This is a genomic window from Methylobacterium sp. Leaf117, assembly GCF_001422985.1.
Classification (GTDB): Bacteria; Pseudomonadota; Alphaproteobacteria; order Rhizobiales; family Beijerinckiaceae; genus Methylobacterium.
In genome coordinates this window covers 654,522-675,386 of the sequence record NZ_LMNL01000034.1, presented here as the reverse complement: position 1 = coordinate 675,386, position 20,865 = coordinate 654,522, and the positions used below count along the sequence as shown (strand labels likewise).

Genomic DNA, 20,865 nt, shown 5'->3' with positions numbered 1-20,865 from the left:
GTCGCGGACCCCTTAGCAACCGATCTGTGGAACGAACACCATGAGCAAGGACACCGACCTGCGCACCGCGGGCGCCGCCGCCAACGCCGATGCCGGCACCGAGGCCGCCCTGACCCGGGCCGCCCTCGACTATCACCGCTTTCCGACCCCGGGGAAGATCGCGGTCCAGCCGACCAAGGACATGAGCACCCAGCGCGATCTCGCGCTCGCCTATTCCCCCGGCGTCGCGGCCGCCTGCATGGCCATCCACCACGCGCCCGACGAGGCCTACAGCCTGACCTCGCGCGGCAACCTCGTCGCCGTCATCACCAACGGCACGGCGGTGCTGGGCCTCGGCAATATCGGCGCGCTCGCCGGCAAGCCCGTGATGGAGGGCAAGGGCTGCCTGTTCAAGAAGTTCGCCGGCATCGACGTGTTCGACATCGAGATCGACGAGACCGACCCGGAGAAGTTCATCGAGACCGTCGCCCGCCTGGAGCCGACCTTCGGCGGCATCAACCTCGAGGACATCAAGGCCCCCGAATGCTTCGTCATCGAGACGAAGCTGCGCAAGCGCATGAAGATCCCGGTCTTCCACGACGACCAGCACGGCACCGCCATCGTCGCCGCCGCCGCCCTGATCAACGCCCTCCAGGTGGTGGGCAAGCCGATCGAGACGGCCCGCCTCGTCTGCTCGGGCGCGGGCGCCGCCGCCATCGCCTGCCTCAACATCCTGGTGGGCCTCGGCCTGAGCAAGGAGAACATCGTCGTCTGCGATTCCCGCGGCGTGGTCTCCACCGACCGGATGGCCTCCCTCGACGCGCAGAAGCGCGCCTATGCCCGCGAGACCGAGGCACGCACCCTCGGCGATGCGGTCAAGGATGCCGACATCTTCCTCGGCGTCTCCCAGGGCGGCGTGCTCAAGCCCGAGATGGTCGCCAGCATGGCCGACAGGCCGATCATCCTGGCGCTCGCCAACCCCGACCCGGAGATCCTGCCGGCGCTGGCCAAGCAGGTGCGTCCGGATTGCCTCATCGCCACCGGACGCTCGGACTACCCGAATCAGGTCAACAACGTCCTGTGCTTCCCCTTCATCTTCCGGGGCGCCCTCGACGTCGGCGCCACCGAGATCAACGAGGCGATGAAGCGCGCCGCCGTGCGCGCCATCGCCGACCTCGTCCATGCCGAGCCGTCGGATGTGGTCGCGGCGGCCTATGGCGGCCACGAGCTGCGCTTCGGGCCCGACTACCTGATCCCGCGCCCGTTCGACCCGCGCCTGATCACCACCGTCGCCCCGGCGGTGGCCCAGGCCGCCATCGACAGCGGCGTCGCCACCCGGCCGTTCCAGGACGTCGAGTCCTACCGCCGCTCCCTGGAGCGCCTGGTCTACACCTCCGGCACGGTGATGCAGCCGGTCTTCGCCGCGGCCTCCGAGACGGGCCTGAAACGGATCGCCTATGCGGAGGGCGAGGAGGACCGCGTGCTCCGCGCCGCCCAGGTGGTGGTCGACGAGCGCCTCGCCACCCCGGTCCTGGTCGGACGGGCCGAGACCATCGCCCGGAAGATCGCCGGTCTCGGCCTGCGCATCCGCATCGGCACCGACGTGCACGTCGCCGAGACCGCGCCCGAGACAGCGCCCGAGACGGCGTCTGAGGCCCGCGCCACCGTTCAAGCGGCCCGGCTCCTCGCCGCCGGCGCGGTCGACGGCCTGCTCTGCGGCACCACCGGCACCTATCCGGCCCACCTCGCGGAGGTGGCCGGGGCGATCGGCCTGAAGCCGGGCGCGCAGGGGCTCGCCGCCATGGGCCTGCTGCAACTGCCCCGGCACACGCTGTTCATCTGCGATCCCTACATCCACCGCGACCCGAGCGCCGCGGAGATCGCCGACATGACGGTGCAGGCCGCTGCGGAGATGCGCCGCTTCGGCCAGACGCCGCGCGTCGCCCTGGTCGCGGCGTCGAATTTCGGCAGCATCGACGATCCGGTGTCGCGCAAGATGCGGGAGGCCCTGGCGCTCATCCGCACCCGGGCGCCGGATCTCGAGATCGACGGCGAGATGTCGGCCGACACGGCGCTCAGCCGGACGATCCTGGGTCGCTTGCGGCCGGATTCGGCCCTCACCGCCGAGGCCAACCTCCTCGTCATGCCGAACCTGGAGGCGGCCAACATCACCTTCAACGCCCTCAAGGTGGTGGCCGGCCAGAGCGTCTCCGTCGGCCCGATCCTGCTCGGCGCGGCAAAGCCGGTCCACATCCTCACCCCCACCGCCACCGTACGGGGCATCGTCAACATGACGGCCCTGACGGCGGTCTCCGCCGCCGTGGCGGGCTGACCGGGCATCCGGCAGCCGGGGTCTTCGGCAGGACAGCGCCGCTCCCTCTCCCCACACAGGGGAGGGGGACGCGGTCCGTCGGCAAGGGTGTGGCGAACACGCGGAGGGCGCCTCGATCAGGACCTCGGCGACCGTCTCGAAACATCCCGCTCCGGGCCGTCCAGATACGCCTTCAGCCCCCCGGCCAGATGATCGAACAGGGCGCGGATGCGGCGCGTCGTGCGCAGGTCCTCGTGCATGACGAGCCAGATTCCGACCTCGGCCAGGACGATCTCGGGCAGGACCGGCACCAGATCCGGGTCGCGCCGCCCGATGCCGTCCTGGCAGTAGCCGATGCCGAAGCCGGCGCGCAGCGCCGCCAGCAGGCCGAGATCGTCGGCGCAGGAGAACGCGAAGGTCAGGTCGTGGCCGAGGGTCGGGCGAACCCGCTCGGCATGGGCCGCGCGCCCGATCAGGCTGTGCCGGCCGAGATCCGCCGCCGAGGCCGGGACGCCGCGCCGGGCGACGTAGGCGCGGTGGGCGTAGAACCGGATCGGCGCCGTGCCGATGCGCCGGGCCACGAGGGCGCTCTGCGTCGGGGCGACGTTGCGCACGGCCAGATCGGCATCGCGGCGCAGCAGATCCTCGGTCCGGTCGCTCAAGGACAGTTCGAGGTCGACCCCCGGATGGGCGTCGTGGAAGCCTGCCAGCAGGGCCGGCAGCACGGCCCCGCCCAGGAAGGTGCTGGCGGTCAGGCGGATGCGGCCCCGCATCGCGTCGGGGGCGCCCGAGGCCCGCCGCATCAGCGCGGCTGCGGCCGCCGCCATCGCCTCGGCCTGGGGCAGGAGGTCGAGGGCGCGGTCGGTGGGCCGCAGGCCGTCGCTCGATCGGGTGAACAGGGTCAGGCCCAGGCTTCGCTCCAGGGCCGCGATCTGCCGGCCCAGGGTCGGCTGGGTCAGGCTCAGCGCGCGGGCCGCGCCCGACAGGCTGCCCGCCTGGACCACGCCGAGAAAGGCCCGCCACAGGTGCCAGTCCGGATCGGCGTTTCGGTGTTCCATAGGACCATCCATGCATTTTCGTATGGCAGGTCACCGCCTTTCGGCAATGGGCGTAGAACCTCGCCGCCCGCATCCTCGCGTGGATTTCGACAGAGGAGTGAAGGCGATGACGGAGCGACTGGCCCTGGTCACGGGGGCGACAGGGGGCATCGGCGGGGCGGTGGCGGAGGCGCTGCTGCGGCACGGCTGGCGGGTGCGCGGCCTCGCCCGCGACCCCGAAAGGGCCAGACGGAGCGGGCCGGCGGGCCTCGACTGGGTTGCGGGCGACGCCCTGCGGGAGGCCGACCTGGTGCGGGCCGCCGCCGGCGCCCGCGTGCTGTTCCACGGGGCCAACCCGCCCGGCTACCGCCACTGGCGCGGCCTCGCGATGCCGATGCTGGCCCACGCGATCACGGCGGCACAGGGCGCGGGGGCGCGGCTGCTGCTGCCGGGAAGCCTCTACGTCTACGGCCCGGATGTGTTCACCCCGAAGGGCGGCGCCCGCCTCGGCGAGGACGCGCCCCGCCATCCCCGCACCCGCAAGGGGGCCGTGCGGGTCGAGATGGAGGCGATGCTCGCGGCGGCGGCGGAGGCCGGCCTCGCCTCGCTGGTGGTCCGCGCCGGCGACTTCTTCGGCCCGCGCGCCCCGAGTTCCTGGGTCACCACCGTGCTGATGCGGGAGGGCCGACCCGTGCGCCGGGTGGTCACCCCCGAGGTGCCGGGCGCCGGCCATGCCTGGGCCTACCTGCCCGATCTCGCCGAGACCTTCGCGCGCCTCGCCGACCGGGAGGCCGACCTGCCGCGCTGCCTGAGCCTGCACTTCCGCGGCCATCACCTGCACGGGTGCGGCATGGCCGAGGCGGTGGCCGATGCGGTGGCCGATGCGGTGGCTGAAGCGGCGGGCCGGGCGCATGGCGCGCGCCCGCCGGTCCGGCCGTTCCGGTGGCTGCCGGTCTATGCCGGGGCGCCCTTCGTCACCTTCCTGCGCGAGGTGATCGAGATGCGCTATCTGTGGTCGACGAGCCTCGAACTCGACAATGCCCGCCTCGTCGCCCTTCTGGGGGAGGAGCCGCACACGCCCCTCGCCATCGCCGTGCGCAGCAGCCTCGCCGCCCTGCAGGCCCGCGCCGCCCGAGGTGCGGGGTTCACTTGATCCGCCAGGATCAACCGATCCACAGGTGCGTGCGCGGGCCGATCCGGCGCAGCAGCCGGACCAGATCGGCGCGCCGGAGGGCGACGCAGCCCTCGGTCGGCAGGAAGCCGGGCCGCGCCACGTGCAGGAAGATCGCCGAGCCGCGCCCGCGTCGGATCGGCCCCCGGTTGTAATCGAGGTCGACCACGAGGTCGTAGAGTCCGTCCTCCCGCCACAGCCGCTCGTGCCCCACCCCCGGTGCCGGCAGGGCGATCGGCCGGTTGTAGCGCCGGTCGCGCGCATCGTCGCACCAGCCGTCCCCCGGCGCGCTCGGCGCCAAGGGGAGGGGGCTCGCCGGGCGGCTCGCGAAGTGATCCGGCCGGTAGACACCGCCGCGCAGGCGGAAGCGGCCGCGCGGGGAGGCGCCGTCGCCCTCGCGCTTGGTCTGGGTGATGCCGGCCCGCCCGAGGGCGCAGGGGACGATCGCCCCGCCCGCCAGGAGCTGGCCCCGGCTCCGGTCCGTGACGAGGGCGCGCACGCGCAGGTGTGGCAGGGCGACGCGCTGGGTCGTTCGCTTCGGAGGGCGCTTCATCGGCCGCTTATCGCGTGCCCGCCCGCCGGCTGCCAATCGAGTTTTTCGCCGGGGTTTTTGGCCGGGGTTGAGCGGCCGGCCGGGCAGCTCCCTGATCGGGAGCGCGAAACGCGCCGGCCCGGCCCTGAAACTTTCGGCTGCGCCGCGCCGTAGGGGCCGGATAGACTGCGCACAACCGTATTGTGCGCAGTTGAGATTGTGGGCTAAGTGTGCACGGTGTGATTTACATAAGGCATGCCGATGCCACCGTGTCATCATCGTTGCCTTGGAATGTGCTTGTGTGCCGAAGCCTCGGCGTCATCGTTCGTCTGCAGCCCGACAACCGCAGACGAACCCCGCGAAACTGCCTGAAAGTCCTTCGGTCGATGCCGAACACCCATCGCCTTCTGATCTGTGACGACGACGCCTCGCTGCGCGAGACGCTGATGGAACAGCTCGATCTCTACGACGAGTTCACCGTGCTGACGGCGGTGGACGCCCAGAGCGCCATCGCCCGCGTCACCGACGACCGCATCGATCTCGTGGTGATGGACGTCGCGCTGCCCGACATGGACGGGCGCGAGGGCGTGCGGGCCATGCGCCGCGGCGGCTATCGCGGCCCGGTCATCATGCTGACGGCGCAGGATTCCGAGGACGACACCGTCGAGGGCCTGGAAGCGGGCGCCAACGACTACGTCACGAAGCCGTTCAAGTTCGCGGTGCTGCTCGCCCGCATCCGCGCCCATCTGCGCAGCCACGAGGCCAGCGAGGACGCGGTCTTCCAGATCGGCCCCTACACCTTCCGGCCCGGCGCCAAGCTGCTGGTGGGCGAGCGCGGCTCCAAGCTGAAGCTCACCGAGAAGGAGACCGCGATCCTGCGCTTCCTGTATCGGGCCGGGCGCGAGGTGGTGGGCCGCGACACGCTGCTGGCCGAGGTCTGGGGCTACAACGCCCAGGTCACCACCCACACCCTCGAGACGCACATCTACCGCCTGCGCCAGAAGATCGAGCCGAACCCGGCCCTCGCGGCGATTCTCGTCACCGAGGGCGGCGGCTACAAGCTCCTGCCGTAGGAGCGCTCCTCCAGCCCGGGCCGCGCGCGGGAAACGTCCGAGGAGGGAGGCCCGTCGCCCGGCCGCTTCCCGGAGGATGGGCTTGGCCCGGCGGAGATCGGTTCAGTCCATCGGCTCCTCGGGTGGCGGGACATCCTCCCCCATCCAGACCCCGGCAAACGTCAAGGTCGCCGTGTAGACGGTGAGGTTGCCCGCGTTGCGAACGGACACCGTGAAAGCCTGTTTGTCCCCGTCCTGCGGGATCACGCCCTTGGCGATCTCCGGCAACGCCTTCATCGCTTCGTGACGGATCTCGTCAGAGCCGGCGCACTCGTGGCCGACGGAGTCCCGCATCACCGTTCCATCGAAGAAATCAAAGAAGTACCGGGCCATACGCCACTCCTGCCTGCCCTTCTCTCACATGACAATTTCGGGGCGCGCCCTGCGGTTCTGTGGGGTGGCCGACCGTGCCGAGCCGTCCCATGCGACCCCTCCGCTCGCCGACTCACCGGCTCGGCCATCATCCGCGTCCGGGACGGCCTCGTCCGGGACGGCCTCGCTGAACGGCCTGCGCCTTCGAGAGCGAGGACGCGTTGGGCATCCGCATCCTCGCTCTCGAAGGCGCAGACCGTCCGATCCTGGACGAGGTGGGTGCGGACCCTGGCCATCGGGTCGCGTGCTTCCCTCAGGGCATGGTCTCGCGCCGCGTCGAGATCCGGCAATGCGTCGCCCTCGGGATCGACCGCCCATCCGTCGGCGCCAGGACGGTAGCGGAGGGTGAAGAGGGCGTGCGGCCGCTGTCGAGCAGCACCGGCGAGGCGCTGACCAAACCTTCGCGCCCGATGATCCCGACCGCGATGCGATTGCCGGCGACATCGGCCAGGACGGAGGTGTAGCCGACCTCGGGGAAGAACACTTGCGCGACCGGCTCGTGCGGAGCGATCAGGGTCTGCCGCAACTCGGTCGGCATGAGCCTGAGATGCGGCTGGAGCAGCGCGAAATCGTGCCCGGATAGACGGTGCAAGAGGCGGTTGCGGACATCGGCGTGATGGGGCGGGGCCATAGGTCTTTTCCTGCGTGGGCAGTCTTTTCCTGCGTGGGCAGTCTTTTCCTGCGTGGGCAAGAGCGCACGCAGGCTCCCAAGCGCCTGCGCCCAGGGGCCCGGACCAAGCCGGGTCCCTCCTCCGAGGGTCAGGCGAAGGCGTAGTCGCTGGTCGTCAGCACCTGACCCGGCGCACCGCCCGCGCTGACCAGGATCTGCCCCTCCGACAGGCCCGCATCGTCCTGCACCTCGTACACCCGCGCATTGCCTGAAATACCGACCAGCTCCAGCGTCGAGCCCGCGGCAAAGCCCGTGAAGCGGATCACGTCGCCCCCGGCCTGGCCCGCGCCCTGGAAGTCCACGATCAGGTCGGTGGCACCCGTCAGGGAAAGATCGCCACGGGCGATGTGGAAGGTGTCGTTGCCCGCACCGCCACCCAGGCGGTCGGCACCGAGGCCGCCCGTGAGGCTGTCGTTGCCGGCGCCGCCCGTGACGATGTCGTTGCCCGCGCCGCCGTTGAGCGCGTCGTTGCCGGCACCACCCCGAAGGGTGTCGTCGCCCTCCAGACCCGCGATCTGCACGCGCGTGGTGGCGGAGGCGTAGTCCAGCGTATTGGCGCCGGCCGTGCCGCGCACATAGCTGCCGGTCGCGGTTTGCCCGACGAGGACGCTCACGGTGGCCGTATCGCTGAGCCCGGTCCCGTCCTCGACCTGGTAGGTGAAGCTGGCCTGACCCGTGAAGCCGGCCTTCNTTTGCCCGACGAGGACGCTCACGGTGGCCGTATCGCTGAGCCCGGTCCCGTCCTCGACCTGGTAGGTGAAGCTGGCCTGACCCGTGAAGCCGGCCTTCGGCGTGAAGACGACCTGGCCGTTGCCGAGGCTCACCGAGCCGTTGGTGGCGTCGCCGACCGCCGTGAGGGTGAGCGTGTCGCCATCGGCGTCGGTGTCGTTGCTCAGAAGCTGCGCCACCGGGATGAGCAGGGGCTGGCCGGCGCCGGTAGCGCCGCTGTCGTCGCTGGCTTCGGGCGCGTCCGCCACGGGCGTGACCGTGAGAACGATGGGGGCGTGAGGAAGATGACCGCCGTTCGGCCCGGCGATGATATCGAAGGTGTCGGTGCCGTGGAAGTTTGCATTCGGCTGATAGTACACCAACTGATTGCGCGCGTCCGCAGGGTCACGCTCCGAGTAGACCACACCGTGATTTGGCTGATCGTAGAAGAACGTTCCGCCGTTGGCGTGGTAGTTTTCAGTGATGAAGACCCGCGTGTCTTCTGCCACCGTCACAGCCCGTGGTTCATAGTCAGGCTGCCCGTAGAGGATTTGCACCGTTCCCGTGCTGGTGAGACCTTCCTGATCAGCAACCGTGTAGAGGAATGTTGCCACGCCCTCACCGTGAATGGAATAATCGCTGACGGTGAAATAGATCGCATCGATCCACGGGTCGCTTAGATAAGCCCAGTTTCCCGTACCGGTGCCTGGCTTTGGTTCGATCGACAGAAGCGTCAGCGGACCGCCTTCGGGATCACTGTCGTTCCCGATGAGGTCCCGGTAGCCAAAGTACCCATCCTGAAAATCGTCGTAGTCGGGGCGAACACTGAGGACATCGTCCTGCGTTACAGGCGCGAGATTGCTACCGACTGCCATGATGGGCCTCCCTGATTTTGCAGGGATGCTAGGGACTGCGCGAATACTGTGCAATTAGGATTGTTAACGACCTGAGGTCAGAGGCAGGCGGCCGGCGGCCGGTTCTGCTTGCAGGCGGACCCTCTGCTTCGTGGTCGAGAGCTACGGTCCGGTTGCCGTCCCGGCCTCCGTCCCGCTCTCCGCCGCATAGGCATTGATGATCGCCGGCAGCAGGCCGGGAAAGCGTGCCTGCACCTCGTCCCAGCGCGAGTGGTTGCGCATCTCCACGCCGTGACGTTCGCTGCGGATCAGACCGGCCTCGCGCAGCACCTTGAAGTGGCTGGACAGGGACGATTTCGGGATGACCCGGTCGCCCAAGGCCGAGACCGCCGAACAGGCCTCGACGCAACCGGTCCGCAGGATGCGGGCGAAGATCGCGGCGCGGACCGGGTCCGACAGGGCGTGGAGGATCGCCTCCGGCCGCACGTCCGCCATCGCCGGATGCACCAGGGGCCTCATCTTTCAACCGACTGGAGGCTTGATTGTCGCACCATTAGTACCGAAATTCCGAACTATGGGAGTTCAGGCGCCAATCCGGCGCCGGCCCAGGTCGAAGGTTAGCACAGATGTCGAAGCTGGATGGCAAGGTCGCGGTGGTGACCGGCGCGTCGAAGGGCATCGGGGCCGGGATCGCCAAGGCGCTGGCGCGGAACGGCGCGGCCGTGGTGGTCAACTACGCTTCGAGCCGGGCGGATGCCGACGCGGTGGTGGCGGCGATCGTGGCCGATGGCGGCCGGGCGGTGGCGGTGCAGGCCGACGTGTCGAAGACCGAGCAGGCCTACGCCCTGATCGCGGCGGCGATCCGGGAATTCGGACGGCTCGACGTGCTGGTCAACAATTCGGGGATCTACGAATTCGCCCCGATCGGCGAGGTGACCGAGGCCCAGTACCGCCGCGTCTTCGACGTCAACGTGCTCGGCGTCCTGCTGGCGAGCCAGGCGGCGGCGGCGCATCTCGGGGAGGGCGGCAGCATCGTCACCATCTCGTCGGCGGTGACCAGCGTGCACACGCCGACCACGGCGGTCTATACCGGCACCAAGGGCGCGGTGAACGCGATCTCGCACGTGCTGGCCAACGAGCTGGCCCCGCGCCGGATCCGGGTCAACGTGGTCAGCCCCGGCTACGTGGTGACCGAGGGCACCCACACCGCCGGCATCGTCGGCTCGGAGATGGAGGCCGGCTTCGTCGCCCAGACCCCGCTCGGCCGGGCGGGCCGGCCGGACGACATCGCCGACATCGTCGCCTTCCTGGCCTCCGACGACGCCCGCTGGGTGACCGGCGAGGAGATCACCGCCAGCGGCGGTCTGCGCTGAGGCGCGGCCCGTCCGTCCCGGTGGCAGCCAGGAGGTAGCCCGGGCTGAATTCGGCGATCTCCCGGAGCTGCCGGGGCTTGAGCAGCCGCAGGCTCCGGCCCCGGAGTTCCACCAGGCCCTGCCGCCGCAAGTCCTGCAGGGTCCGGTTCACGTGCACGTTCGAGAGGCCCAGGGTGTCGCCCAGATCCGACTGGGTGAGGGGCAGGGGGCAGGCGCCGTCCTGCACCAAACCCACCGCCTCGAAGCGGGCCATCACTTCGCAGAACAGGTGGGCCATCCGCTCCAGGGCCGAGCGGCAGCCGAGATTGACGATCCACTCGCGGGTGATGGCCTGTTCGGACAGCCTGGCCGCGCGTAGGGCCTGCCCGAGGGTGGGATGACGCCGGATCAGGTCCGTCAGCGCCGGGCGCGGGATGCGCGCCACCCGGGAGGTCGCCAGGGTGCCCACCGCGTGGTTCATGGGGCCTGAAGTCCTGGAGCCGAGATCGGGCGCATCCACGTCGCAGAGGTCGCCGGGCAGGAGGTAGGCCATAATCTGCCGCCGCCCGCCGGCGCGCTGCGTGTAGCGGCAGGCGAAACCCTCCAGCACCACGAAGGCGGCCTCCGGCACGACATCGTCGGACCGGAGATCGACCTGCGGCCCGAGCAGGCGCGGCTGGGCGCCGATCCGCTCCAGGGCCGCGACGTCGGAGGCGGTCAGCGCGGCCAGGCCCTGGAGCCGGCGCACCAGGGCGTTGCGCCCCGACCGTTGGTCCAGATCCGGGATAGGCAGGTTCGGGATTGCAGGTGCGGCGTCGCTCTGGCGAAGGGCAGGCATCGAGGCTGGCTCCCGACAGGCCAGCGGCTCTTCAGCAGGCCGGCAATGAACAGGCATTAGACAAAAGTCTAACCTGCCCAGCAGAGCAATGTTGCTCCTGAAGATATTATCGTGTTGTACCCGACACTTCTCCTATGTCGGGTAGTGAACACAGCGACAATCCGGGTTGTGGTCGGGACGGAACCTATCGATACTCTGTCCATCGTCTGCCGCATAATGGTGCGCAGGCGCTCCAGGAGCCCGCGCAGGCTCTCGCCTGCCCCGGTCCCGCCGCATGGATGCCAAGCCCCTCGATGTCGCCGCCCCAACACGCCACGATCCGCAACCGTCTGCTGCAGCGCCTGTCGGCAGACGATTTCGCCCGGCTCCAGCCGCATCTCCGGCCGATGCCGACCACCCTGCGCCAGAGCCTGATCCACCCGAACGAGCCGGTCACCGAACTCTACTTTCCCGAGACCGGCTACGTCTCCGTCATGGCCGACGTCGCCGGCAATCGCATCGAGGTCGGGATGACCGGGCGCGAAGGGCTGGTGGGCGCGCCCCAGGTGCTGCTCGACGGCGGTTGGGCGTCCTACCACGAGTTCGTGCAGGGTCCCGGCATGGTGCTGGCCATCGCGCGGGCCCCGTTCAGCGCGGCCGTCGCGGACAGTCCGACCCTGCGCCGGCTTCTGCTGCGCTACCTCCACACCGCGCTGACCCAGGCCCGTCAGATCGCCTACGCCAACGCCGCCTATACCCTCGACGTGCGCCTCGCCCGCTGGCTGCTGATGGGGCACGACCGCGTGGACGGCGACGAGATTCCGATCACCCACGAGTTCCTGGCGCTGATGCTCGGCGTCCAGCGTCCGGGCGCGACGCTGGCGGTGCAGACGCTGGAGGGCAACCGCCTCATCAAGGCCCAGCGCGGGCGCATCCGCGTGCTGGACCGGGACGGGCTCGTCGCCCTCGCCGACGACGGCTACGGCATCACGGAAGCCGAGTACGCGCGCCTCATCGAGGAGGCCTGAGACCATGCCGCATTACTACTTCAACCTGCGTCACCGCCCGGGGCCGCAAGGTCTGGCCGTCGACCCAGAGGGCGAGGACTGGCCGGATCTCGCCGCCGTGCGGGCGCGCGCCCTGGCGATCGCCCACGACATGATCACCCGGACGCGGACGGATTTTATCCGCGACTGGTCGGTCTGCGTCTTCGAGATCGAGGATGTGGAGGCCCGTCTCGTGCTCACGGTGCCGTTCAGCGCGGTGATCCCGGAGGCCGATTACGGCTGAGCGGTCCGGCCCGCGTCGCAGACCCGCCCCGATGGCGGGCGAGGCGTAGAGCTGGGCCAGGATCAGCAGCACGCTGAGGCAGCCGCCGAGCCAGGCCCACCACGGCGCCCGCGGCGATCTGGCGAGGGGGGCGGCATCTGCGCTTCGCCCCGCGCCCCGGCCGGAACCGTGCTAGGAAGGGTTTCGCACGCAAGGTGCGATCCTCACGGAAGGTCAGGCTGCCATGGACGTGGTCCTCACGCCGACGGGCTCTTCGGGAAGTGCCTGGGTCCTGGCGGATCGCCTGGGGCGACGTCTCGGCACCGTCGCGACGTCGCCGGGCGCGATTGGATTTCAGATCCGGCCGGAGGCGTCCGGCCTTTTGAAGGGCGTGAAGCGCGAGCATCCCTCCCTCGACGCCGCGATGTCCGCCATCGCGGACCTCGCCCAGGGAGCCTGCACGCTGGACAGCCAAGACTGGGACTGAGGCGCGGGCGCGGATTGCCGGACCCTCAGATCAGGTCGGCGAAGACACGGTCCGACCACGTGGCGGCGGCGAACCGCCCGGGCGGCGTCGGCCCGGGTTCCCCGCGTGCCGGCTTGGCCCCTCGGGGTCCCGGCGTCGTCTTCGTCTGGCGCCTGGGTTTGTCCGGCCCTCCGACCGCATCGTGCTCGAACAGGAGACAGGCGCCGGTCTCGTCCGAGATCCAGCCCCTGTCGGCCCAGCCGATGAAGCGCCCGTCATAGGCGTAGACCTTGTCGTCGTGGAGGAAGGCCGCCGGCTTCCCATTCCACAGGTAGAGCGCATGCCCGTCATGGCAGAACGCCGCCTCCTGCCCGGCCCGGTCAAAAAACTCGATCATGGCCGATTCCTGGTTCCGTGGTCCGCGTGTCGGGAGTGTCGCGTGTCGGGAGCGTCGCGTCCGGGTTTTCCATCAGGCCGGCGCCGTCCGGCTCAGGCGGCCGTGGACGTTCCCTGAAGGTCCGCCGCGGCCTCGACCTGGATCAGGGCCGCCACCGCCTTGCTGAGACGGTCCTGCATCGCCGCCTCGGTGAGGAGCGGAAAGGCCGATTCCAGGGCGCGGGTCGCCCCGATGACGGCGGCCTTCGCGGCCGATAATCCCGACACGGTTCTGAGTTCGATGATGGGCATGGGGCATCCTGTGACGCATCGACTATGCGCCCCCGCGACGCATTCACCTAACCCCGATCGCGAACCGGCGTGAGAATCTCTTCCCGCCCCGGGCGGCGGACCCAAGGCCGGACCGGCATCCGCGACCCTGTCGGGGAGCGGCGGGGCACGGTGGCGCTCCCCGGCGACGCAGTGACCGCCTGCTCCGGTTCGGCGCGCAGGAGCGGCCGGCGTCCGATGTTTCCCGTGAAACACCGGGCGGCGGCGCGGCGCGGGCGCCATATCGTCGGGCCGGCGTCTCGGTTAAGCTCCACCCGCAATCCCGTGGCGCGGCCACGCAGAACAGCAGGGACATCCGGTGGGGCTCGACGACGACATCGCGATCCTGAGTGCCGCACCCCTGTTCGGATTCATGGCCCGGGACGCGCTGCGCCTGCTCTCCTTCGCCGCCGAGCGCCGCAGCCTCGGCGCGGGCGAGCGCCTGTTCGCCCAGGGCGAGCGCGCCGATGGCGGCTTCGTGGTGATGTCGGGCACGCTGACGCTCACCCCCCGGGGCGCCCGCGCCGAGCCGGTCACCATGGGGCGGTCGAGCCTGATCGGGCGTCTCGCCCTGTTCCAGCGCGGCGAGCGCCCCTGCGACGCCGACGCGACGCGTGACGCCGAAGTGATCCGCATCACCCCCACGCTGATGCGCCGCGTGCTGGAGGAATTTCCCGACGCGGCCCGGGCCATCCACGCCGATCTGAGCCAGGATCTCGCGGCCTTCACGACCGATCTGGTCGGGCTCGGCGACCGGTTCGACCCCATCACGCCCTGACCCCCTCTCTCTCCCTCTCTCCCGGTCATGCATCCGGCCGAGGGGTTCGCGGCCGGCCGTAGGCTCGCGGATGCCCCGTTCGCGGAAGCCCGCTGCGTTTCTCCCGCAAGGCGGACCCATCGTCCGATCCGGGTGCGGGGCCGCCGAGGCACGCGTGCTCCGGCACACCGGCGGACACCAAAAATTCGCTGCGCCCGGAACCGAAAGCGGTCGTCAGGCTATATCTCCGCTCAAAGGAGGATCGTTGTCAAATCCAGGTCCGATAAAAGGCTTGATGGCCTGTGTCGCGTGTCTTAAAAGTCTGTTGTTTCATTGGTGATCATCAATCAAGTTGAGGATTCGCTGTCATGAACGTCGTAAAAGCAGCCGTAATGGGTCTTGTTGCCAGTGGTTCGCTCTGGCTTGTGGTGCCCGCGCAGGCGCAAGAGAGCCTTCAGTCTTCTCTCTTCGCGCGCGATGCCTCTCATTCCTCCAATGTCCGGGCGATTCAGGCGCGCAGAGACCAGCATGCGGCCAACGTTGCTGCGATCAACGGTGATTTTGGCGCCGCCCGAGCATACGCGCATGCGGCCGATGTCCGCCAGGTCCAATCCGACCGCGATGCCCGGCTGGCGCATCGCGCCGATCGCGCCGCCCGCATCGAGCGCGCTTTCGGAGACTGAGAAGGCGGGCGGTGCCGGATCGCCGGTCTGACAGAGGCCCCCGATCCGCACGCCCCGGACCTGCCTCTGCCGGCAACCGCGATCGCGGTTGCCGGACCGGAACGACGCCGCGGATCGTCCGATCCCGTGGTTCGGACCGCGCCGGGATTTTTCGCGTGGGCGTACGCCAATCGACCGGGCGGCGATCGTCGGGCCGACCCGCTCGAACAACCCGGCGTGCGAAACCCGCATCGCTCTCACGCCGCAATCGCCCAAGAAGCACCTGAGACCTCAAGAAGCACCTGAGACCCCGAGAAGCTTCCGAAACCCCGAGAAGCTCCTGTGATCCGGAGGGCAGGCCGACATTTCGCGGGTCGGAAACCATTTGTCATCGAATCCGGTCCAGGCTCGCGCGGCGTAGATTCGGCGCGCGTGAGTCCCCGGCCTCAGCCCAGGACGGCGCGCCCTGACCCGGTGCTCGGTCGGAGCCCGGGTCCGCGCCGGGCGAAGGGAACAGGCGATGGCGGAGCGCCAGGACGAACGACCGATGGGGCGGGGAACGCGGGCGGCGGGCATCGCCTTCTTCACCACGGCGGTGCTCGGCGCGGGCTACCTGATCTACGAGCAGTCCACCCGCCTGCTGGTCTGCTACGAGACCAACGCCACCCTGTCGGACGACGCCTACGTCGACATCATGATCCGTGACATCGTCAAGAACGGCGATCACGGCGGCCGGTCCTATGCCAGCAAGCTCGCCTATCTGGAGGACAAGACCGCGTGCTGCACCATCGAGCGGGTGCCCAGTGCCCTGATCGAGGGGCGGCCGGTCAAGCGCGAGGTCTCGGTCTCGGCCCGGTACTTCAACACCACCATGCAGGACTACTTCTTCATCGAGCGCCGCTACGACGCCTGCGGCCATGCCAGTTCCAAGCCCATGACGGCGGGATGACGACGGGGGGGATGACGACGGGGGTATGAGGCCACGCCGTTCTTGGACGGCGACACGCCGTTCTTGGACGGCGACAGGAAGGTGACAGGCCGGACGGGCTTTTGTAAGCACGGGACCCGTCCCGACCGCCGCTTCCCGGAAGACCGCCCCATGTCGCACGCCGCGTCCCCCACCGACCTCGCCGCCACCATTGAGACCGCCTGGGAGGAGCGCGCCACCATCGACACCGGCACCAAGGGCGCCGTGCGCGAGGCCGTCGAGGAGGCCCTGAACCTGCTCGATGCCGGCAAGGCCCGGGTCGCCGAGAAGGTCGGCGACGACTGGCAGGTCAACCAGTGGCTCAAGAAGGCGGTGCTGCTGTCCTTCCGCCTCAACGACATGGAGATCATCCACGGCGGCCCCGACGGCGCCACCTGGTGGGACAAGGTGCCCTCGAAGTTCGAGGGCTGGAAGAAGAAGCACTTTCGCGAGGCCGGCTTCCGGGCCGTGCCCGGCTGCGTCGTGCGTCGCGGCTCCTACATCGCCCCCGGCGCGGTGCTGATGCCGAGCTTCATCAACCTCGGCGCCCATGTGGGCGAGGGCACCATGGTCGACACCTGGGTCACCATCGGGTCCTGCGCGCAGGTCGGCAAGAACTGCCACATCTCCGGCGGCGCCGGCATCGCGGGCGTGCTCGAGCCGCTCCAGGCCAATCCGGTCATCATCGAGGACAATTGCTTCATCGGCGCCCGCGCCGAGGTGGCCGAGGGCGTGATCGTCGGCGAGGGCAGTGTCCTCTCCATGGGCGTCTATATCGGCGCCTCGACCAAGATCATCGATCGCACCACCGGCGAGGTCATGTACGGCCGGGTGCCGCCCTATTCGGTGGTGGTCTCCGGCACCACGCCCGGCAAGGACCTGCCGGACGGCAGCCCCGGCCCCGGCCTGTACTGCGCCGTCATCGTCAAGCGCGTCGACGCCGGCACCCGCTCGAAGACCGCCATCAACGAGCTGCTGCGCACCTGATCCGGCGCGGTGCGCGGTCCGGGGCGTCACCCGGTCGCGTGCCGGCGCGGTCGGCGAGGCCCCATCTGGGGCCGGTGATATCGTCCCGCATGCGAGGAAGAGGCGTACGATGATCGACCCGGCCCATTCCGCCCGCAGCTTCGCGCTGAACTTCGCCGGGCGCCGCGTGCCGACGCCCTACGACGTGGTCGGCAACGGTCCCGACGCCCTGTTGCTGCCGGCCCTGTCGTCGATCTCGGCCCGGGTCGAGATGCGGGCGCTGGCCAAGGACCTCGGGCACAGCCACCGCTGCCTCGTGCCGGACTGGCCGGGCTTCGGCGACCATGTCCGCGCCCGGGTGCCGATGAACCCGGACACGATGCACGCCTTCCTCGACGCCCTGCTGGAGGCCGCGCCCGGTCCCTACGCCCTCGGCATCGGCGCCGGTCATGCGGCCGGTTACCTCGTGGCCGCCGCTCGGCGCCATCCGCACCGCTTCGAACGCCTCGTCCTCGTCGCCCCGACCTGGCGCGGGCCGCTGCCCACCGCCATGGGACCGGAGCGCAAGGGCCTGTTCGCCGGCCTGCGCCGGGCGGTGGAGCTGCCGCTGCTGGGCGACGCCCTCTACCGCATCAACATCAGCCGGCCCGTGATCGGCCGGATGATGCGGGCCCATGTCTATGCCGACCCGGCCCACGTCACCCCGGGCATCATCGCCGACAAGCATGTCATCACCCGCCAGAACGGCGGCCGCTTCGGAACCGCCGCCTTCGTCACCGGCGGGCTCGACCCGTTCGAGTCCCGACGGGACTTTCTCGACCTGTTCGAGGCCCCCGGCCTGCCGCCGATCCTGGTGCTGCGGCCGGAGCGGGCGCCGCGCCGCTCCGGCGCCGAGATGGACGCGCTCATCGCCACCGGCCGGGTCGCCCGGGCCTCGGTGCCGGGCGCGCTCAGCCCGCACGAGGAGTATCCGGGCGAGGTCGCGGCCGCGATCCGCGCCGCCTGACGCGACGCGGAGCCGAAACCGCGCGACCGTGACACGACCCTCACCGTATACCAGGGCCTGGATCGCCCTCGTATACCAAGGCCGTCGGGGGCTCACATCTGCTGGGTCTGGGCGCCGCTGTCGGGCCGGGCCGGACCGAGATTCGGCACTTCGCCCATGGGCTCGTTCTGGACCACGGTGAACTCGCCCTTGCCGTCGAGCGAGGGACCACTCGTCCAGCGCCCCGCCGGCGGCGGCGAGCCGTCGCGGGTGGTGGCGAAGAAGTTGTAGTTGAACTTCTCGTGCTCCTTGCTCTGCGGAAAGCTGTTCGGGATCGGCAGGTTGCCTTCGGCGCCGCCGAGTTCCTCGATGACTGCGAGCCACTGCTGCTGGTGCATGGTGTCGCGTGCGATGAGGAAGTGCAGCATGTCCTTCATGCCGGCATCATGCGCTGCATTGAAGAGGCGCACCGCCAGAACCCGGCCTGTCGTCTCGGCGGCGACGTTGCAATACATGTCGGCCGCAAGGTTTCCGCTGGCGTAGACATGGCTCATGTCGAAGGGCACGCCGTCGCAATTGGCCGGGTAGGCGGCCATGCCGGTCGACAGCACGTGCCGATGCAGCATGCCCTCGATGGTATGACGGGGGTTGCCGCCGCCCATCACGGCACCGACGACGCCGTCGGCCGCGCCCTCCTCCTGCAGCGTGGTCGGTGCGGTCTCGAGATTCATCGCCACGGCGGTGGCCAGCATCTCGATGTGGCCGATCTCCTCGGTGGCGGTATTCAGCAGCATGTCCCGGTACTTGGTCGTCGGTCCGCGCGCACCCCAGCCCTGGAAGAAGTACTGCATGCAGACGCGGATCTCGCCCTCGATGCCGCCGATCGCCTGCTGGAGCATGCGCGCGAAGATCGGGTCCGGGCTGTCGACCTTCACCGGATATTGAAGGCGCTTATCATAGTATAACATGCGGTAATCTCGCCATGCTCGAACAAAGAGAGCTCGCACGTCATGATGACGGCGATGCGAAGCAGGTTCATACGGAGGCATTGGCCGCCGGATACCCCAAGAACCGGAAAATTCACCAGGTGTTCAGTTTTCTCGCGCGTGCATTTTGTTGCACAACGCGATGGATTTAGCCTGAGGGACAGGAGAAATTCGTCGAACCGACCTGGAATGCCACGGTTGTCCGAGAGGGCAGAATCGTGTCGGCGCTGGAGCCGGGGAGGACATCGTGAGCGAATGGCGTGCGCGCCCCGGCGCATTGGGGCGGACCTGCCTGCATCTGTGCGTCGACATGCAACGCATGTTCCTGGAGACAACGGACTGGCACACCCCCTGGATGGTCCGGGTGCTGCCGCGGGTGGAGCGCCTCGTGAAGGCGCATCCGGATCGGACCCTCCTCACCCGCTTCATCCCGGCGCGGCACCCCGGCGAAGGGCGAGGAACCTGGGCCGGGTACTCGCAGCGCTGGGCCTCGATGACCCGGGACCATCTCGCACCGGGGCTGATCGACCTCGTGCCGGAACTCGCGCGCCTCGTCCCGCCGGCCGAAATCCTCGACAAGGCGGTCTATTCGCCCTGGCTCGGCACCGATCTCGATGCGCGCCTCCAGGCCCGGGGCATCGACACCCTGGTGATGACCGGCGGTGAAACCGAGGTCTGCGTGCTGGCCAGCGTGCTCGGCGCCGTCGACCTCGGCTACCGGGTCCTCATCGTCACCGACGCCCTGTGCAGCTCCTGCGACGAGGCGCACGATGCCCTGATGACGATGTATCACCGCCGCTACGGCCAGCAGGTTCATCCCGTGACCACCGAGGAGGTGCTTCTCGCCTGGACCTGACGCTCAGCCCCGCGCCAGCAGGCGCCCCCCGGCGAGGCTGTTGGCGCCGATGACGAGGCCGACGACCACGAGATGCAGGGCGAGGTCCGTCGCCGTGGCGTCATGGGGATGGAACGGCACCAGCAATGCCGCCGCCGCCGCCGCCGCCGAGAGCCCGGCCAGCGCCGCCGTGAGATTGGGGCGTAACGGGCAGGCCCGTCGCAGCATCAGCACGAGCCCGAGGGAGAGCGGGAGCGAGACGGTGAGCAGGAAGACGAGGCATCCGCTGGCTTCGGGCAGGTCCGGAGCACCCGTGCCAGGGGCCACCCAAGCGCGCAGGCAGCCCAGTCCGCTCGCGCCGATCCAGAGGGCCGCCGGTGCCAGCGGCAGCGTCGCCCAGGCCCATGACCGCCCCGGCACGCTGGTCTGGAAGGCGGCGAGCGCGGCCGCGACGGCAGTCAGCACGGCGCCGAGTGCAGCATAGCGCAGATCCGGAACCGCCATGCGCGTGCGAAGGGCGTCGAGATCCGCGAACGGCATCAGCGCCAGACCGAGGGCGAGGGCCGCCGCACACCAAGCGAACGCTCGGAATGCGGGTGCGGGCAGGGGCCGGACTGGGGTCAGGCCTCGCGCGAGGCTGTCCACCAGGACGTCGTGCGGGATGGTGTGGGCGCGCTCAGACATCGTGTGTTCCTCGCTCCCGAGCGGCGGGATCCGGTTTCGGTCGGCCCAGATCGGCGGAGTCGGGTCCGAGGGCCAGGCGCAGGGCCTTCAGGGCCCGGTGCAGGTTGACCTTGAGGGCGCCCTTGCTGCGCCCCGTCAGCTGCGCCGTCTCGTCGAGGCTTCGCTCCTTCAGGGCGAGGTGCTCCACCGCCTGCCGCTGCCCTTCCGGGAGTCCCGCAACCGCCCGGGCCAGGATGCGCGCGCGGTCCCGCGCCTCCAGGCCCTGGCCGGGGGCAGGCCCGCCGTCGGTCTCGGCCTCGTAGGCGACCGGATCATGGATCTCGCGGGATCGCCGACCGGCGCGACGCATCCCGTCGATGGCGCGGCGCTGTGTGATGGCGCGCAGCCAGGGCAGGAAGGGCCGGGCCGGATCATAGGTCGCCCGAGCCCGATGGATGGTCAGCAGCACATCCTGCACCACGTCGTCCACCGCCTCCGGTCGGACCCCCTGCGCCCGCGCCATGCCGGCGATCACCGGCAGACAGTCGTGCAGCAGGCGGCGATAGGCCTCGGCATCGCCGGCCTGCGCCGCCGCCATGGCGGCCGAGAGCGTCCGATCCTGAGTCATGCGCTCTGGAATTCCATGATCCTCCGCCGGGCGCCGCCGGGCTTCGGTCCAGCCAAACCTC

24 protein-coding genes and 1 pseudogene are annotated in these 20,865 nt (G+C 69.9%); 13 read left to right on the top strand and 12 right to left on the bottom strand.

Annotated features, from left to right (window positions below; all coding sequences use genetic code 11):
• Positions 1 to 40: 40 nt before the first annotated feature.
• Entirely contained in the window at positions 41 to 2,311 is a 2,271-nt protein-coding gene (locus ASF57_RS17765; RefSeq protein ID WP_082504103.1) for an NADP-dependent malic enzyme, read from the top strand.
• Between the two features lie 116 nt (positions 2,312 to 2,427).
• On the opposite strand, the gene ASF57_RS17760 is transcribed toward ASF57_RS17765, so the two are convergent.
• A complete protein-coding gene (locus ASF57_RS17760) occupies positions 2,428 to 3,348 on the bottom strand; it encodes a LysR family transcriptional regulator (RefSeq protein WP_056485513.1) in 921 nt (306 codons plus the stop codon).
• Positions 3,349 to 3,454: 106 nt separating this feature from the next.
• Between ASF57_RS17760 and ASF57_RS17755 the strand changes: the two genes are divergently transcribed.
• Positions 3,455 to 4,480 (top strand): NAD-dependent epimerase/dehydratase family protein, encoded by a 1,026-nt coding sequence (locus ASF57_RS17755; protein WP_056486124.1) that lies wholly within the window; start codon positions 3,455 to 3,457, stop codon positions 4,478 to 4,480.
• A gap of 10 nt (positions 4,481 to 4,490) precedes the next feature.
• Here the strand turns inward: ASF57_RS17755 and ASF57_RS17750 are convergent, their stop codons facing one another.
• Positions 4,491 to 5,051, bottom strand: a complete 561-nt coding sequence (locus tag ASF57_RS17750) for a L,D-transpeptidase family protein (RefSeq protein ID WP_056187385.1) — start codon at positions 5,049 to 5,051, stop codon at positions 4,491 to 4,493.
• Positions 5,052 to 5,416: 365 nt separating this feature from the next.
• Here ASF57_RS17750 and ASF57_RS17745 point away from each other — a divergent pair, with 365 nt between their 5' ends.
• Entirely contained in the window at positions 5,417 to 6,103 is a 687-nt protein-coding gene (locus ASF57_RS17745) for a response regulator transcription factor (protein ID WP_056187383.1), read from the top strand.
• 102 nt (positions 6,104 to 6,205) lie between these two features.
• On the opposite strand, the gene ASF57_RS17740 is transcribed toward ASF57_RS17745, so the two are convergent.
• From ASF57_RS17740 to ASF57_RS17725, 3 genes are all read right to left on the bottom strand, one after another.
• Positions 6,206 to 6,475: a hypothetical protein gene (locus ASF57_RS17740; protein ID WP_056485510.1), complete on the bottom strand. Its 270-nt coding sequence runs from the start codon at positions 6,473 to 6,475 to the stop codon at positions 6,206 to 6,208.
• A 292-nt stretch (positions 6,476 to 6,767) separates the two neighbouring features.
• A complete protein-coding gene (locus ASF57_RS17735; RefSeq protein ID WP_056485506.1) occupies positions 6,768 to 7,145 on the bottom strand; it encodes a hypothetical protein in 378 nt (125 codons plus the stop codon).
• A 1,763-nt stretch (positions 7,146 to 8,908) separates the two neighbouring features.
• Positions 8,909 to 9,265 (bottom strand): helix-turn-helix domain-containing protein, encoded by a 357-nt coding sequence (locus ASF57_RS17725; RefSeq protein WP_056485500.1) that lies wholly within the window; start codon positions 9,263 to 9,265, stop codon positions 8,909 to 8,911.
• 107 nt (positions 9,266 to 9,372) lie between these two features.
• Between ASF57_RS17725 and ASF57_RS17720 the strand changes: the two genes are divergently transcribed.
• Positions 9,373 to 10,119, top strand: coding sequence for a glucose 1-dehydrogenase (locus ASF57_RS17720; protein WP_056485498.1), 747 nt, complete (start codon positions 9,373 to 9,375; stop codon positions 10,117 to 10,119).
• Here the strand turns inward: ASF57_RS17720 and ASF57_RS17715 are convergent.
• Complete coding sequence (locus tag ASF57_RS17715) at positions 10,094 to 10,936, bottom strand: Crp/Fnr family transcriptional regulator (RefSeq protein WP_082504101.1); 843 nt, start codon at positions 10,934 to 10,936, stop codon at positions 10,094 to 10,096. The two genes, ASF57_RS17720 and ASF57_RS17715, sit on opposite strands and share 26 nt — an antisense overlap.
• 293 nt (positions 10,937 to 11,229) lie before the next feature.
• Here ASF57_RS17715 and ASF57_RS17710 point away from each other — a divergent pair, with 293 nt between their 5' ends.
• Positions 11,230 to 11,943 carry a Crp/Fnr family transcriptional regulator gene (locus ASF57_RS17710; RefSeq protein WP_056485493.1) on the top strand — a complete coding sequence of 238 codons (714 nt, stop codon included), beginning with the start codon at positions 11,230 to 11,232 and terminating at the stop codon, positions 11,941 to 11,943.
• 4 nt (positions 11,944 to 11,947) lie between these two features.
• Positions 11,948 to 12,205 carry a hypothetical protein gene (locus ASF57_RS17705; RefSeq protein WP_056182636.1) on the top strand — a complete coding sequence of 86 codons (258 nt, stop codon included), beginning with the start codon at positions 11,948 to 11,950 and terminating at the stop codon, positions 12,203 to 12,205.
• Between the two features lie 24 nt (positions 12,206 to 12,229).
• Here ASF57_RS17705 and ASF57_RS27305 read toward each other — a convergent pair.
• Positions 12,230 to 12,322, bottom strand: a pseudogene (locus ASF57_RS27305) (DMT family transporter); the annotation flags it as partial.
• Positions 12,323 to 12,428: 106 nt separating this feature from the next.
• On the opposite strand from ASF57_RS27305, the gene ASF57_RS17700 reads away from it, so the two are divergent.
• Entirely contained in the window at positions 12,429 to 12,671 is a 243-nt protein-coding gene (locus tag ASF57_RS17700; protein WP_056485491.1) for a hypothetical protein, read from the top strand.
• Positions 12,672 to 12,696: 25 nt separating this feature from the next.
• Here ASF57_RS17700 and ASF57_RS17695 read toward each other — a convergent pair whose 3' ends face one another.
• Complete coding sequence (locus tag ASF57_RS17695) at positions 12,697 to 13,047, bottom strand: 4-fold beta flower protein (protein WP_056485489.1); 351 nt, start codon at positions 13,045 to 13,047, stop codon at positions 12,697 to 12,699.
• Positions 13,048 to 13,139: 92 nt separating this feature from the next.
• Complete coding sequence (locus ASF57_RS17690) at positions 13,140 to 13,337, bottom strand: hypothetical protein (protein ID WP_056485487.1); 198 nt, start codon at positions 13,335 to 13,337, stop codon at positions 13,140 to 13,142.
• Between the two features lie 337 nt (positions 13,338 to 13,674).
• On the opposite strand from ASF57_RS17690, the gene ASF57_RS17685 reads away from it, so the two are divergent.
• The 5 genes from ASF57_RS17685 to ASF57_RS17665 all read left to right on the top strand — a co-directional run bounded on the left by ASF57_RS17685 (position 13,675) and on the right by ASF57_RS17665 (position 17,713).
• Positions 13,675 to 14,133, top strand: a complete 459-nt coding sequence (locus ASF57_RS17685) for a Crp/Fnr family transcriptional regulator (protein WP_056182625.1) — start codon at positions 13,675 to 13,677, stop codon at positions 14,131 to 14,133.
• A 347-nt stretch (positions 14,134 to 14,480) separates the two neighbouring features.
• Entirely contained in the window at positions 14,481 to 14,795 is a 315-nt protein-coding gene (locus ASF57_RS25945) for a hypothetical protein (RefSeq protein ID WP_156376214.1), read from the top strand.
• A 499-nt stretch (positions 14,796 to 15,294) separates the two neighbouring features.
• Positions 15,295 to 15,723 carry a hypothetical protein gene (locus ASF57_RS17675; RefSeq protein WP_156376213.1) on the top strand — a complete coding sequence of 143 codons (429 nt, stop codon included), beginning with the start codon at positions 15,295 to 15,297 and terminating at the stop codon, positions 15,721 to 15,723.
• Between the two features lie 150 nt (positions 15,724 to 15,873).
• Positions 15,874 to 16,728, top strand: a complete 855-nt coding sequence (gene dapD, locus ASF57_RS17670; RefSeq protein ID WP_056182614.1) for a 2,3,4,5-tetrahydropyridine-2,6-dicarboxylate N-succinyltransferase — start codon at positions 15,874 to 15,876, stop codon at positions 16,726 to 16,728.
• Positions 16,729 to 16,837: 109 nt separating this feature from the next.
• Positions 16,838 to 17,713 carry an alpha/beta hydrolase gene (locus ASF57_RS17665; protein ID WP_082504099.1) on the top strand — a complete coding sequence of 292 codons (876 nt, stop codon included), beginning with the start codon at positions 16,838 to 16,840 and terminating at the stop codon, positions 17,711 to 17,713.
• 92 nt (positions 17,714 to 17,805) lie between these two features.
• On the opposite strand, the gene ASF57_RS17660 is transcribed toward ASF57_RS17665, so the two are convergent.
• Positions 17,806 to 18,660 carry a manganese catalase family protein gene (locus ASF57_RS17660; RefSeq protein WP_056485481.1) on the bottom strand — a complete coding sequence of 285 codons (855 nt, stop codon included), beginning with the start codon at positions 18,658 to 18,660 and terminating at the stop codon, positions 17,806 to 17,808.
• Positions 18,661 to 18,955: 295 nt separating this feature from the next.
• Between ASF57_RS17660 and ASF57_RS17655 the strand changes: the two genes are divergently transcribed.
• Positions 18,956 to 19,534, top strand: a complete 579-nt coding sequence (locus ASF57_RS17655; RefSeq protein ID WP_282103682.1) for an isochorismatase family cysteine hydrolase — start codon at positions 18,956 to 18,958, stop codon at positions 19,532 to 19,534.
• Between the two features lie 3 nt (positions 19,535 to 19,537).
• Here the strand turns inward: ASF57_RS17655 and ASF57_RS17650 are convergent, their stop codons facing one another.
• Together ASF57_RS17650 and ASF57_RS17645 are read right to left on the bottom strand one after the other, a co-directional pair.
• The gene (locus ASF57_RS17650) at positions 19,538 to 20,197 is read right to left on the bottom strand and encodes an NrsF family protein (protein WP_056485479.1); all 660 of its coding nucleotides are present in this window, start codon (positions 20,195 to 20,197) and stop codon (positions 19,538 to 19,540) included.
• Positions 20,190 to 20,804: a sigma-70 family RNA polymerase sigma factor gene (locus ASF57_RS17645; RefSeq protein ID WP_056485477.1), complete on the bottom strand. Its 615-nt coding sequence runs from the start codon at positions 20,802 to 20,804 to the stop codon at positions 20,190 to 20,192. The genes ASF57_RS17650 and ASF57_RS17645 overlap by 8 nt, the downstream gene beginning before the upstream one ends.
• Between the last annotated feature and the right edge of the window lie 61 nt (positions 20,805 to 20,865).